We start from the raw sequence: 13968 nt of genomic DNA, 5'->3' as shown, positions 1-13968 counted from the left end.
CGGTGATGAGTAACCATACTCACACTGTACTTTATGTAGATGATATCAAGGCTAATAGGCTGAGTGATAAAGCGATTATCATCAGATGGCATAAGCTGTTTAAAGGCACCATACTGTCTCATAAGTTCCTTCAAGGTGAGCGGCTAGACTCAGCGCAGCAATACTTTTTAAATAAAGATATTGAACAATTTAGGGAACGTTTATCGAGTATTAGTTGGTTTATGCGGGTACTGAATGAAAGCATAGCCCGAAAAGCGAATAAAGAAGATAACTGTACAGGCCGATTTTGGGAAGGGCGCTTTAAATCTCAAGCTTTACTTGATGAAGCTGCACTGGCTGCGTGTATGGCGTATGTTGATTTAAACCCAATCAGAGCGAAAATGGCTGACACACCCGAAACGTCAGACTGCACGAGCGTTAAAATACGCTGTGAACATGCCAAAGAAGGCAAGCAGCCTAAACACTTAGCGCGTTTTGCAGGTAGCCCCCGAAAGCATATGCCCAAAGGTTTACCTTTTGAATTAAAATCGTATTTAGAACTGGTCGAGCTAACAGGTCGATGTATGCGAGCAGACAAGCGAGGCCACATCAGGCCAGTTAATTCTCCTATTTTAGACAGGCTGAACATTGCCCCAGAGAACTGGTTAAAGCTCACCACACAATTTACCAAAGTATTTCACGGCGCAGTAGGGCGACCTCACAAACTTGATAATTATTGTGCGAGCCTAGAAATTAAACGGCGTGCTAATTACAAGCAATGTGAAAAATTACTGGCTTAATTTTTTAGGTTACTTGATGTCGACCGCCTTGGATTTAATAGAGGAGAGCGGAATACTAGAGTTTAATTTAAAAACTCGTATTTTCTGTTGGTTTTAGGTCTTTAAAAAAGTAATGTGGTCAAGATGTGGACACTGCGTAGCAAACACAAAAAAGCCTGTTAAAGATTTCTCTCTAACAGGCTGTTTTATAACACTTTAAAGTGGTGGAGCTGGGGGGATTTGAACCCCCGTCCGGAAAGCGTCGACCTTCGGTCCTACATGTTTAGTATCGTCTTTTGGTTAACCTTTAAATCTCGGACGTACACGATAAGTAAAGGCGAGGCCGCTTGGTTTTAGCCCTTCAACCCCGGCCAGGGTTTCCGTAGCGATCTTGTGTTGGGTGACACTCCAGAACCAGAACCACAAGAATTTCATGGAGGAGTGCTAGCGGGCTATTAAGCCGCTAGAGAGTAGTTATCGTCGTTTGCGATTACATTAATTGCGGCTTTTTTACGAGGCCAGCCGCACCTCGACATGCACCTTAGGCTTCTGGAATCCCGTCGAATCCTAATCAGCCCCTGAATATGTTCATTCAGTGAAGAGCGCCAGTATAGCGGAAAGTAATGCTCAAGCTCAAGCTACTTTTGCCGATAACTTATTTAATATGAACTGGTTGGCGAATTTATGTGCAAGTTATTCGTAAGTCGCATTTACAATCATTCATAATTTGTAGCAATTCGTAACAGTTACTGCTTAACATTATGGGTCCATTGTGCTCAAATGGAGCTGTTGCTTTGCATGATAAGAATAAGAATTCTATGCACATACTTTGGGAAAAAGTTCATGTCGTTGTTTCGTTTTGATGAAGACTTAGGCTATGTCTATTTGTTGTCTCATCCTATTGAGTCGGGTTTTCCGGCGAGTGCCTCTCAATTAGTTGAGTTATTGGAGCAATCTGAACATGCAGATTGTGAAATAATTCATGCTAATATAGGTAAGCTGTTTTCTGCTACAGAAATAGGCGATCAAGATTCATTAGCTGTTGCTAAAGCGATTGATGCGTCAATCGCAATTCGTGTTGACGATGCCAATATGGTGGCGGAAGCTCGGATCACGGTTGCTTGTGGTGGTAAAATGGTCTCGGTTGATAAGGCTGCGAAAGCGTTGGCAGATGCTGGTGTTAAGCGGGGTATTAATCAAGATGTGTTGGAGCAATTCTTAGGGCAACAGTTTGAACAGCCAGCAGGTATGGTGTATGAAGAAATAGTTGCCCATGGTGTGCGTGCAAAAGATGGTACCGATGCGCGTTTTGTGCGTTTGTGTATGACAGCGCAAGACAGAGTGTTGAGCCCGCAAACAAAAGACGGCGGCAAAGTAGACATGCGGGACTTAGGGGCCATTATTACAGTTAGCCCTGGCAGCCCCTTGATGAAACGCGTTCCGGCAACCCCAGGTGAAAAAGGATATACGGTATTTGGGGATGATTTGGATCCTAAGCCAGGCCGCGATTTTGAATTACAAGTTATGGAAGGCACCAAACTTCACCCTAAAGATCCCAACGTATTGATTGCTGATGCCAAAGGTGTGCCTGTTGCTGTGCCAAGAGGTATGCGTGTAGATGATGTATTGTGTTACGACTGTGTTGATGTGACCACCGGCCACGTTGAATTTGATGGCAGTGTTATTGTCAGCGGTGATGTAAAAGATGGTATGCGCGTAAAAGCGACCGGCGACATCACGGTTATCGGGTTCGTTGAGTCATCAATACTTGAAAGTGCGAGTGCCATTACCATTATGCAAGGTGCAATTGGCAGAAAGCGCAGTGAAGGGGAAGATTTCTCTTGTCATATTAAGGCTTCACGTACAGTATCAGTTGGTTATGCTCAGTATTGCCATATCGAAACAAGTCAGGATTTATTGGTTGATCGCCAAGTATTGCACTGTGATTTAATGTCTCGGCGTTTAATACGCATTGGTAAAGGTGAAAAACCACGCGGTAAGCTCATCGGCGGCAACGTTTTAAATGCACTTAGAATTGAAACAGGTGAATTAGGTGCGCCTTCAGGGACCCGAACACGTATTTCAATTGCCCAAAACTGGCATGAATTAAAAGAAAAACAAGAAGAGTTTAAGACGTTTGAAAAACGTTTATCAGATAAGGTTGTGGAAATAACCCGGGCTAAAATAAAGGCCAATAAATCGCCGAAAACAGCTAAAAGAGATGCATTTCTGAAAAAGTTAGAAATGAGCGAACAGCAATTGAATCAGCATTACAAGCGCAATCAGCGAAATATGCGACTAGTGCAGCAAAAATTGGCACGTCTTGTTAAAACGAGCCGGATAAAGGTCAATGAGTTGATGCATCCAGGTATTGAGCTAACTATTGCTGTTGATAGTAAGCAATTTACGCGTATTTACCCACCCAACATGGTCAAGCTCGACGAAGGGAAAATCACGCAGCACTTTAGTACTTAAAGGGTACTTAAATGTAAATTGAGTTTAAAGTCTGTTTGAAAGAAAGCGCCGATAAGGCGCTTTTTTGTTGTTGGCGCTTATAAGCGCAAAGTGATGTGGGGTTTAGATCTGTTTCTGTCAGTATAAGGAAGTGCGGGGCCTGCCTAATTGATCCACTTCGACAAGGCGATTCGTGTGATAAGGTATGTGTTTATTGGAATAATTCGCTGTTGGGTGTGAAATGGACTCTGACCTGCGTTAGAGCAATATAAGGAAAGGGGCTAGCTTAAAAGTTGAGTTTTAGCTGACTATTGGTTTTTTTGTTTATATAAGAGTTTTTGTGCTGGTTTTGGCATACGTCAGAGCGATTAAAGAGAGTGATGTGGTTTAGACCTTCTGTAGTAATGAAAATTATTGGCTCAGAGAGTGATGAGTATATTGAAGTTTTTGCTGCCGAGTTTAGTATAAACACTGACCTACATCACAAAGATGAACATCGGGGGTTAGTTTGGAACGGGCCTGAGCTAGTACACGTACAAGTTAATGTATGATACCGCACTTCACTGTACTGCATTCAACGTGACGTGAATATACCTGCTTGTTTATAGTCTTGATCCCTAGTGAGCGAGTGCTTATGATAGGTATATTGCCCCTTCTTTAAGTACTCAATAAGTCACACATTGTAAAATAGGCGCGTTAGTAAATCTTCGTTTACGAGTGAGTTTTTTAAGTTACTCATTGCTAATTAGTTTATTTTTTACTTCTCCATTTCTTATTCATATTGGCCAATAATTTATTGGTGGTCATTTTAATTTTTTAATCTAAATTTAAGGTTAAAGGTTGACACCGGTGTCATAAGCGTGGCTTAATACAGTGACACCGGTGTCAGGTTGAGGTGAGAGACAACCTGGTAGCGTACCTTTGAACGGGTAAATCAAAAGAAGCTCAGTACGGTATTAAAGTGGAGTCTTTAAATCTGCTGAGCCTTTTTCCTCTAACGATAGAGACGAGTCGAATTTTATGATGTTGCATCCTCGAATTAAAGAAGTCACAGAACGTGTTATCGAACGCAGTAAAACAACGCGTCAAGCCTACCTAGCTCGCATACAACAAGCAAAAAAACAAACACGCGTACGCTCAGGCCTAGGATGTGGCAACATTGCTCATGTTATGGCTGCATGTTCTAGTTCAGATAAAGATCGTCTAAAAGTAGACGAGCAACCGAACTTGGGCATAATCAATTCATATAACGATATGTTGTCTGCCCACGTACCTTACAAAGACTACCCTGACATTATCAAAGACATAGCCCAAAAGTATGATTCTACAGCGCAAGTTGCAGGGTGTGTTCCGGCGATGTGTGATGGGGTTACCCAAGGCCGTGATGGCATGGAATTGTCATTGTTTTCTCGAGATGTGATTGCCATGTCAACCGCAGTTGCATTATCACATGACGTATTTGACGGGGTATTTTGCCTTGGCGTGTGTGACAAAATTGTCCCAGGCCTTTTGATTGGTGCATTGTCATTTGGCCACTTGCCAGTTTACTTCTTACCAGCTGGCCCAATGCAGTCGGGTATCCCAAATAAAGAAAAAGCACGCGTTCGCCAAAAGTTTGCACAAGGCTTAGTCAGCAGAGAAGAATTACTCGAAGCGGAAAGCGCCTCTTATCATAGTGCAGGTACTTGTACTTTCTACGGCACGGCAAACTCCAACCAAATGTTAATGGAAATAATGGGCCTACATTTACCGGGTAGCTCATTTATTAATCCTTACACAGAGCTTAGAGATGGCTTAACTGGTAATGCAGTTGAGCAGATGTTGGAACAGCTTATTGATGGCAAAAATGCCAATTGCTTAGCTGATGTAGTGAGTGAGAAAACCGTTATTAATGGCCTTATTGGTTTACTAGCAACTGGTGGGTCTACCAACCACGCTATTCACTTGGTTGCGATGGCTGGTGCAGCCGGTGTGCAAATTACTTGGAAAGACATGGCCAACTTATCTGAAGTTGTGCCTCTTCTTACTCGTATATACCCGAATGGATCGGCAGACGTAAATCACTTTCAAGCAGCCGGCGGTATGGGCTTTTTAATGCGTGAACTGCGTGATGGTGGCTTCTTACATAACGATGTGAAAACCATTGTTGGTGAAGGGCTTGATGCTTATACGCAAGAGCCAATGCTTGCCGCAGATCCGAGTTTAATTATGACAAACAGTACAGGCCCTAGCAAAGTTAAGTGGGTGCCATGTCCTGAGAATTCACTCGACGAAGATGTACTGCGCCCTGTAAGCAATCCATTCAGTCCACAAGGTGGTTTACAACTACTGACAGGTAATATTGGTAAAGCGGTAATTAAAGTATCAGCAGTAGATGAAAAGCATCAAACAGTGACTGCGCCAGCGAAGGTGTTCAGTTCACAAGCTGCATTACAACAAGCATATGCAGATGGCGAGTTAAACCAAGATTTTATCGCCGTGATAAAAGAGCAAGGTCCGAAAGCGAAGGGCATGCCTGAACTTCATAAATTAACGCCGGTGATGGCAACATTGCAAGATCAAGGCTACAAAGTTGCGATAGTGACTGATGGTCGAATGTCTGGTGCATCAGGTAAAGTGCCTGCAGCCATTCACTTAGCACCTGAAGCGGTTGAAGGCGGTATTATTGCTAAAATTCATGAGGGTGATTTGGTGACGTTAAATGCCCCTGAAGGCGAGCTATTTGTACATGTGTCAGACGAAGAGCTCTCAGCACGAGAGTTGCAATTGAGTGAACCAGAAGCAACATTTGGTACTGGTAGAGAGTTATTCACTGGCTTTAGAAACATTGTTAGCAGTGCAGACCTAGGCGCAAGTGCCTTTGGTCTAGATCAATAATAAACGCATTGGGTATGAGGACTAACATGAGTATTGAACAGATTTTATCATCGGCACCAGTCGTGCCTGTAGTGGTTATTGACAATTTAGAAGATGCCGCGCCACTTGCACAAGCTTTGTATAACGGTGGCTTAAAAGCACTCGAAGTAACATTGCGCACACCAGTTGCAGCGCAAGCAGTAAAAATTATGAAAGAGACGGTCCCAGAAGCCTACGTTGGCACTGGAACAGTGGTAGATAAAGCATCATTTGAAGCATCAGTGGCAGCGGGTGCAGACTTTATGGTTAGCCCAGGCGTAAATGATGAGCTACTCGCATTAGCCAAAGCCAGTGATATTCCTTTTTTACCAGGAGCCGCGACACCAAGTGAAGTCATGCAATTAGCTTCTCATGGGTTTAAATTTTTGAAATTCTTCCCAGCAGAAGCAGCTGGCGGTGTGCCAATGCTTAAATCAATAGGTGGCCCGCTACCTCAGGTCACTTTTTGCCCAACAGGTGGGATTTCATTAGACAGTGCGCCGAAGTACTTGGCGTTGAAGAACGTAATTTGTGTTGGTGGTACATGGATGCTTGATAAGCAGCTTATCGCTAACAAAGACTGGCAAGCCATTGAAGCGCTTGCAAAACAAGCAAGTGAAGTTAAATAATCAAGGGGAATCTCAGTTATGATCAACATCGCAATTAATGGCTATGGCCGTATCGGTCGCAATGTTTTACGAGCGCTTTATGAGTCTGGCCAGAACGAACAAATAAAAATTGTTGCTATTAATGACTTAGCACCAGCGAATGTTAATGCGCATCTGACGCAATTTGACTCTGTACATGGGCGCTTTAATCAGCAAGTGACGCTTGCAGATAACACGCTCATTATTGGTAATGATGAAATAGCCCTAACGCAAGAGCGAGATCCAGAAAATTTGCCTTGGAAATCGCTAAATGTCGATATTGTATTAGAGTGCACGGGTATTTTCACTTCACGCGAGACTGCATCAAAGCACATTGAAGCAGGTGCTAAAAAAGTGATCGTATCAGCACCTGGTACTGACCTAGATGCAACCGTTGTTCACGGTGTAAACAGTGACGTGTTATCAGCTTCAAGCACCATTATTTCAAATGCTTCATGTACGACGAACTGTTTAGCTCCTGTTGCAAAAGCATTGAATGATGCTATTGGTATTGAACAAGGTAGTATGACGACTATTCATGCATTTACGAATGACCAAAACTTATGTGATGTATATCACAAAGATTTGTACCGAGCGCGCAGTGCGACTCAGTCAATGATCCCTACTAAAACAGGGGCAGCTAAGGCCGTAGGTTTAGTATTGCCAGAGCTTGCAGGTAAACTTGATGGCATGGCGGTTCGAGTACCGACAGTGAATGTATCCTTGGTCGATTTAACGTTTATTGCTAAGCGTGATACCACTACAGAAGAAGTGAATCAAGTTGTGAAAGCAGCAGCTGAGGGCGCGATGGCTGGAATTCTCGAATATAACGAATTACCACTTGTATCAATTGATTTTAACCATAACCCTGCGTCATCAGTATTTGATGCGTCACAAACTAAAGCCGATGGTAAATTGGTTAAAGTGATGGCTTGGTATGATAACGAATGGGGTTTTTCAAACCGCATGATTGATCAAGTTAAAGCATTAGGTCAGTTCCTATAACGCATTATAACTAGAGTTACTTGTCAAAAGGCCGCTATTCAGCGGCCTTTTTATTTTTCTACACAGATTACTTGTTAGTCATTAAATTATTGTCATGATTAATGATATTATTGAAACTTTTCAATAATACGTGTGGCGTATGTTGCTACTTTTGGTCACTAATTTTAAAGAGAACGAATATGTCGGTGTTGAGGTTATGGCTGTTGTTAATATGTGCTGTGTTGGCCGGGTGTAAAAGCACAGGAGAACAAAGCATAAGCGCTGCGCAAAAAAACCAGAGGTATATGAGTGTTATCGATACCTTTCGAAACAACCCGGAGCGAGTGAGTTACAATGCTATTTGGCGAGCTTATTTAGCGTCATCTTTCGTGCGCGATGTGGTCCAAAAAGATGAAGAATATAAGCAGATTTTAATTGATATTGCGCAACATAATGTGCTTTGTACAGATATAAATTGGTTTGAATTGACACGAGCGAACTTCTGGTCTGTGAAACCACATTTATCTGCTCAATCGTGCTTTGAATCGTATGGTGATCTAGCACAGGCTCGGTATCATGCATCGGCTGTGGCTTTGATAGAGTCAGGAATACGGGCTAGCGGCAATGGCAATGAATACTATTCGGCATATGAAGTGATGACTTGGGCTGATGCTTTTGACATGATGGAACGGTCTGATCATGAAATCATTGATATCTACCTGCAACTGGCGCATGCAAAACAGGCTATTTACTTAATATATGTGGTAAATGATCCTGTTACGGGGCTACAAAAAGAAATTTACTTTGAAAACAATCAGTTTATTCACAGTGTACTGGGTGTGCAGTACCCATTTGGTGTTATTTCAAATTTACTTGAAACACAAGTTATAGACCCTTTAGTAATCAAAGATACTGGTGCGCGGCTGGCTAAGGCACAATTGTTAACGCATCGACAAGAGTGGGAAGCCGCTGTTGCTTTGTATAACCGCGCTACGCAAGATAATAGTCCTATTGCCTATTATAAACTCGGCGTGTTGTGTTTAAATAAGGTACCAGTCAATGATTTAAATACGCAGTGTGAATCATACTTCACCCACAGCGCAGACATGGGGTATTTGGACGCCAATATCGCTTTGGCATTAATGTACGAACAAGGGATTGGGGTAGAGCCGAATATAACTCGGGCGAATGAGTATATGACGGATGCTGAGCAGGGGTTATCTCCTGGGGATGGACGGTTAAAATATGCTTGGTTATACAAAAAAGTGGCGGATGCCAATGCGTTAGAAGAGCAGACTAAATATATAGAAATGGCTGCGAGTGAAGGCTCATTAAAAGCTAAGTACTATATTCAGTTACATGCCTTACAAGAAGTTAAAGAGGATGAACTTGTTAATACATTATCTGGTTTTTCACTCTTAGCTGAGCAAGGCTTAACAGGAGCTCAGTCAACCTATGCGGAGCTATTGCTAAGAGCGAATAAAAAGGGAAGTGATGGCTGGCTAAAGGCAAAAAAATGGATTGATAAGGCCGCACAAAAACACCACCCACATGGAGATTATCTAAAAGGGCTAGCGCTAAAATTTGGCTATTTTGACACACCAGATAAAATGGCAGCGTATTTAGCTTTTCGACGTTCGGCATTAAATTATTCAGCACGGGCTCAATTGGAACTTGGACGCAGTTATCAGTTTGGCGAAGTGGTGAGTGCAGACCAGGACCTTGCTATTTCATGGTATTTATTGTGTGCAAATAAAGGTAATAAACAATGTTTAAATAAAGCTGGCCAGTACTTTAGACGCGGGCTTGCTGTTGAGCAAAGCGATGTAATCGCACGATCTTACTTTGAGTTGGCAGCAGAGCTAGGATACACACCCAGCATGACACATTTAGCGCAAATGTATATTTTTGGTGATGGGGGGGAGCAAAACCTTGAACAAGCGAGGGTGTTATATAATAAAGCGTGCGATAAAGGCTATAGCAAGGCGTGTGTTGAGTTGGGGTTACTTCATCGCGATGGCGATAACTTGAAAAGAGACAGTGCTTTAGCAAGTAAACTATTTAATATTGCCTGTGATAACAATTATATGACCGGCTGTCATTTTTTAGCTGAAGCTTATCGCGATGGTCATGGTGTTAGTCAAGATTTGAAACGTGCCGTGGCGATGTTTGTGAAAGTATGCAAATCAAATAAAGAGAGCCGCTCATGTCGCAATTTGGCTGAGATGTACGAGTTAGGTCATGGGGTTGAAAAAAGCGAAGCATTTTCTCAGTATTACCGTAAAGCAGCATGCCAACATAGCACTATTGGTTCATGTACGCTTGAGTATAATACGCACTAGCCATAGTGATAATATGAGTAAAAAAGCCACTTAATTTAGTGGCTTTTTTATTTTATGATGCGTCAGGCTCAGTTGGGGTATCTGACTCTTCTTCAGGAGGAAGAGGCCAGCCGCCTAATGCTTTCCACTTATTCACGATATGACAGAACAGTTCAGCTGTACGCTCTGTATCATATAATGCGGAATGTGCTTGATTATTATCAAACTCGATCCCCGCAGTGCGACAAGCTTTGGCTAAGACTGTTTGACCGAGTGCAAGTCCGGCAAGTGATGTGGTATCAAAGCTAACAAAGGGATGAAATGGGGTACGTTTGATGTTATTGCGCTCGATGGCCGAGTTTAAAAAGCCATGATCAAATGCCGCATTGTGGGCCACAATAACAGAGCGAGAGCAGCCAGCTGCTTTTTGTGCTTTACGCACCATTTTACAAATTTCTTTAATCGCATCAGCTTCGGCAACAGCCCCGCGTAGCGGTGAGAAAGGATCTATACCATTAAACTCAATGGCGGACTGCTCAATGTTTGCGCCTTCAAACGGTTCAACGTGGAAGTGCAAAGTATGATCTAAGCTTAGTTCACCTTGCTCATCCATTTTGAGTACTGAAGCTGCAATTTCTAGCAATGCATCGGTATCTTTATTAAAGCCTGCTGTTTCTACGTCGATAACAACAGGGAAGAAGCCACGGAAGCGCTGTGAAAATAAGGTTTGCTCTGTTTCTGCCATAATACTTTTGATTGCTGAATGTGAATCAGCCATTATACAAGTTACACAAGAGGATGTTAACTGCGTAGGATGAATGTCGTTATTTTTTTAGGCATAATAATTGCTTTATACTGTTGAGCCGAATTACATTTTTTAGTTTGTCATAGTAAATAGCGACTTAAGTTGGCAGTTTTTTGACAAAGTTGGAGTCAGGTTGTGAAATTACATGTATTAATACTCAGTTTTGGCTGCTTATTGAGCGTAGTAAGTGAAGTGAATGCAGCGATGCGGCAATATAGTGCCAACGCGGATACGTCTCATTGGACGCTTGATAAAACAACTCGTCTTTCTTGTGAACTTAACCATGAAGTGCCTTACTATGGAGATGCAATCTTTACGTCAACAGCCAGTAAAAATAAAGACCTGACATTTAATTTAGATATGGTTGTGCGTCCTGAAAGTTACGACTTTGCAGGTTTACAATCAGTGCCTCCGGCATGGCGTGCGGGTAATCCAGTCCGTGATATTAGTAAAATGCAATTACTGAAAAAGTTCGATGGTGAACTTGATAATAGTATCGCATGGGAAATGCTGACAGAGCTTGAAAAAGGCAACTATCCCACATTTTATTATAAAGATTGGCAAAATAGCAGTGATCAAATTTCAGTGGCGTTATCGTCTGTTAATTTTCGTGAGATGTATTGGGCATTTCTACAATGTAGAGATAACTTGCTTCCATACAGCTTTGAAGACATAGCCTTTACAGTAATGAACTATAAAAAGAATTCTAGTATGCTGACTAAGTCTTCAAGAAAGCGTTTAGAGATGATTGGAGAGTATTTAAAGAATGACGAAAATATAGAGTCTATCTATATTTCGGCGTATTCAGACAGCTATGGCGGGAGAAATACCAATATGGTGTTGTCACGCAAGCGTGCAGAAACCATCAAGCGGTATATGTCAGATATGGGCGTACCAAGTGAGAAAGTTCGCACCGACGGCTTTGGTGAAAAACGACATGTTGAACCAAATGATAATGCGCTAGGACGCCGTAAGAACCGTCGGGTGATCATTCAAATTGCAAAATCTTAAATTCGAGCAATAGAGTAAAAGCCACCTATTGTAGGCGGCTTTTTGAAATGATAGCGTTAAACACCAATTTTATTACGAATTAAATCTCTAACAATAAATCGATTTGGGTGTATTACATGATGTACACGTTCGCTGAGTGGTCTGGGCTCATTACATAAGCTGGCGACTAAGTGCTCTGTTGTGAGGGGCGCAGTACATAACCCTCTAGCACCAAATCCCGTAAGAACGTGCAGCCCTTGATGAGGCGTTACCGGAGTGCCAAACCCATAATGTTTACCTTTGGTTAAATTATGGAAGCTATCGATTAAATCTTGTTGCTCTGGTATTTGGCCAAGCATTGGTACGTGGTCGCTAAAACAACAACGCACGGCGGCTTTCTCGCTGTTAATTTCCCCCAAACCTTGGGCAAATTCAGTTTGACTGTAAAATTTCATAAGTTGTGCATGGTTGGTTTCATTGTCATCCGCTTTGACTTCTCGGCTTTTGGTATTTTTATCGAATGTGGCTCCCATACAATGCTCACCATTGTGGCTAGGTGTAAAATATCCTTTGTGGCACAATACTGTGCTTAATTTACTTGATTCAGAGCCTTGAGCAATATGTGACACTTGCCCCCTCACGCCATGAATATTTATGTCAGCGGTTTGGCTAAAGCGATCGCTGTGTTCACCTGCACAAATAAAAACATCAGAAAAAGGCCCGAACTTTTTATCCTCTGTCTGTAAATACCAGCCGCTTTCAGTATGTTCTAGTCGTTCAATATCCGTATTAAAATAGCTGTCGGACTTTACCTGTTGTTGCGCAGCATTAAATATTGCATGTGTCAGTTGCGCTGGGTCCACCCAACCGGCCTGTTCGATGAATAACCCCGCATATGGCAAGGTTACACTCGCGATATCAGAGGCTTCAGACTGGGTTACAGGCCTAATCAAAGGGGTTGGCCATTGAGCTTTGTTGACTAAGTTACTCTGTTGCTGTGTTTTACTGTCATTAAAAGCTTGTAATAGTACGCCACACCAATTGTGATCAAAGTGATACCCTTGTTTATGTATATCATCGTAAAATCGTCTAGCGTATAAAAATGTGTGGGCGTATAGTTCACTGGGGGGAGAATTATCCGCTTGTAAATTCGGATAAACAGCACCTTGGCGATTATGGGAAGCGCCTTGTGCGAGTTTACTATCTTGACAAAAAAAAGTGCTTTTTTTCCCTCGTTTGGCTAATTGATATAGCAAGCAACTGCTTGCGATACCCCCTCCAATAATTGCGACGTTGTTTAACGCACGCGTATCATGGTAATAATATGCTGGGGTGGTTTCCTGCTTTGTTGCTTTTTCTAGTGTGCCTACCACCATTTCGCGTTTACGGCCAAAACCTTTGACTTTCTTGCAGATGAAACCTGCATCTTGTAAACCGCGACGGACGAACCCTGCGGCCGTGAATGTCGCAAACGTTGCGTTACACCGAGATAAATCAGCCATTGCGTTGAATAAACTCTGTTGCCACATATCTGGGTTTTTACTCGGCGCGAAACCATCTAAAAACCATGCGTCAACAATCCCTTGTGACTGATAGCTTAATTGGGGTAATGAGTCATGAACATCACCAAACCATAAATCTAATACGACTGTGCCTTGCTCAAATTCAAGACGATGGCACCCAGCAAGTGCAATGGGGTAGTGGCTACATAGCGCATTAGCTTGTTGTTGCAGTGATGGCCATGCAGCAAGTGCTTTCACGAGTTCTTGGTGTTTAATTGGAAATTTTTCAAACGAAACAAAATGGAGTTTATTCACAGCGCTGTTTTTTGGTCGATTATTAAATTGTAGCCAAGCATTGAGAAAGTTTAACCCAGTGCCAAATCCTGTTTCAGCGATGGTAAAATGAGATTGGTCATGATTTTGTAATCGCTCGGCTATATTATTCTGAGTAAAAAAGACATAATGAGACTCAGCGAGTCCGTCATCATTTGAGAAATATACGTCATCGAACCTATCGGCGACTGGCGTGCCCATCTCATTGAAATGGATTTGTGCATTTTTTATCATAGTAATATGTAGTAACAGCAAAAATATTAATGTCATTTTACGCGT

10 protein-coding genes and 1 other RNA gene are annotated in these 13968 nt (G+C 42.3%); 8 read left to right on the top strand and 3 right to left on the bottom strand.

Features of this window, described 5'->3' with window-relative positions; all coding sequences use genetic code 11:
- Positions 1-779 (top strand): transposase (locus tag J8L97_RS12670; RefSeq protein ID WP_211050165.1); only part of this gene is annotated, 779 nt, incomplete at its 5' end.
- Positions 780-980: 201 nt separating this feature from the next.
- Here J8L97_RS12670 and ssrA read toward each other — a convergent pair.
- Positions 981-1337: a transfer-messenger RNA gene (ssrA, locus tag J8L97_RS12665) on the bottom strand.
- 264 nt (positions 1338-1601) lie between these two features.
- Between ssrA and J8L97_RS12660 the strand changes: the two genes are divergently transcribed.
- The 6 genes from J8L97_RS12660 (at position 1602) to J8L97_RS12635 (ending at position 10080) form a co-directional block, all read left to right on the top strand.
- Positions 1602-3233, top strand: a complete 1632-nt coding sequence (locus J8L97_RS12660; protein ID WP_211050163.1) for a DUF342 domain-containing protein — start codon at positions 1602-1604, stop codon at positions 3231-3233.
- Between the two features lie 359 nt (positions 3234-3592).
- Entirely contained in the window at positions 3593-3763 is a 171-nt protein-coding gene (locus tag J8L97_RS12655) for a hypothetical protein (RefSeq protein WP_211050161.1), read from the top strand.
- A 472-nt stretch (positions 3764-4235) separates the two neighbouring features.
- Positions 4236-6089, top strand: a complete 1854-nt coding sequence (gene edd, locus J8L97_RS12650; protein WP_211050168.1) for a phosphogluconate dehydratase — start codon at positions 4236-4238, stop codon at positions 6087-6089.
- A 26-nt stretch (positions 6090-6115) separates the two neighbouring features.
- Complete coding sequence (gene eda / locus J8L97_RS12645) at positions 6116-6736, top strand: bifunctional 4-hydroxy-2-oxoglutarate aldolase/2-dehydro-3-deoxy-phosphogluconate aldolase (RefSeq protein WP_210996696.1); 621 nt, start codon at positions 6116-6118, stop codon at positions 6734-6736.
- A gap of 18 nt (positions 6737-6754) precedes the next feature.
- Complete coding sequence (gene gap, locus J8L97_RS12640) at positions 6755-7759, top strand: type I glyceraldehyde-3-phosphate dehydrogenase (RefSeq protein WP_192508010.1); 1005 nt, start codon at positions 6755-6757, stop codon at positions 7757-7759.
- Between the two features lie 179 nt (positions 7760-7938).
- On the top strand, positions 7939-10080 hold the full coding sequence (locus J8L97_RS12635) for a tetratricopeptide repeat protein (RefSeq protein WP_211050159.1): 2142 nt from the start codon (positions 7939-7941) through the stop codon (positions 10078-10080).
- 52 nt (positions 10081-10132) lie between these two features.
- Here J8L97_RS12635 and rnt read toward each other — a convergent pair whose 3' ends face one another.
- Positions 10133-10804, bottom strand: coding sequence for a ribonuclease T (gene rnt / locus J8L97_RS12630; protein ID WP_210996765.1), 672 nt, complete (start codon positions 10802-10804; stop codon positions 10133-10135).
- Positions 10805-10999: 195 nt separating this feature from the next.
- On the opposite strand from rnt, the gene J8L97_RS12625 reads away from it, so the two are divergent.
- Positions 11000-11875: a flagellar protein MotY gene (locus J8L97_RS12625; protein WP_192508008.1), complete on the top strand. Its 876-nt coding sequence runs from the start codon at positions 11000-11002 to the stop codon at positions 11873-11875.
- A 56-nt stretch (positions 11876-11931) separates the two neighbouring features.
- Here J8L97_RS12625 and mnmC read toward each other — a convergent pair whose 3' ends face one another.
- Positions 11932-13923 (bottom strand): bifunctional tRNA (5-methylaminomethyl-2-thiouridine)(34)-methyltransferase MnmD/FAD-dependent 5-carboxymethylaminomethyl-2-thiouridine(34) oxidoreductase MnmC, encoded by a 1992-nt coding sequence (mnmC, locus tag J8L97_RS12620; protein ID WP_211050167.1) that lies wholly within the window; start codon positions 13921-13923, stop codon positions 11932-11934.
- Between the last annotated feature and the right edge of the window lie 45 nt (positions 13924-13968).

Origin of the sequence: Pseudoalteromonas sp. MMG012 (assembly GCF_018100875.1) — a bacterium.
Taxonomy (GTDB): Bacteria; Pseudomonadota; Gammaproteobacteria; order Enterobacterales; family Alteromonadaceae; genus Pseudoalteromonas; species Pseudoalteromonas aurantia.
Note: the sequence above shows the minus strand (reverse complement) of the source record. Positions and strands in the feature narration are given on the sequence as shown.

Excerpts from the sequence above, each read along its gene's own strand:
- J8L97_RS12660 (WP_211050163.1), top strand. The coding sequence starts at position 1,602 with ATGTCGTTGTTTCGTTTTGATGAAGACTTAGGCTATGTCTATTTGTTG.
- J8L97_RS12655 (WP_211050161.1), top strand. The coding sequence starts at position 3,593 with ATGTGGTTTAGACCTTCTGTAGTAATGAAAATTATTGGCTCAGAGAGT.
- edd (WP_211050168.1), top strand. The coding sequence starts at position 4,236 with ATGTTGCATCCTCGAATTAAAGAAGTCACAGAACGTGTTATCGAACGC.
- eda (WP_210996696.1), top strand. The coding sequence starts at position 6,116 with ATGAGTATTGAACAGATTTTATCATCGGCACCAGTCGTGCCTGTAGTG.
- gap (WP_192508010.1), top strand. The coding sequence starts at position 6,755 with ATGATCAACATCGCAATTAATGGCTATGGCCGTATCGGTCGCAATGTT.
- J8L97_RS12635 (WP_211050159.1), top strand. The coding sequence starts at position 7,939 with ATGTCGGTGTTGAGGTTATGGCTGTTGTTAATATGTGCTGTGTTGGCC.
- rnt (WP_210996765.1), bottom strand. The coding sequence starts at position 10,804 with ATGGCAGAAACAGAGCAAACCTTATTTTCACAGCGCTTCCGTGGCTTC.
- mnmC (WP_211050167.1), bottom strand. The coding sequence starts at position 13,923 with ATGATAAAAAATGCACAAATCCATTTCAATGAGATGGGCACGCCAGTC.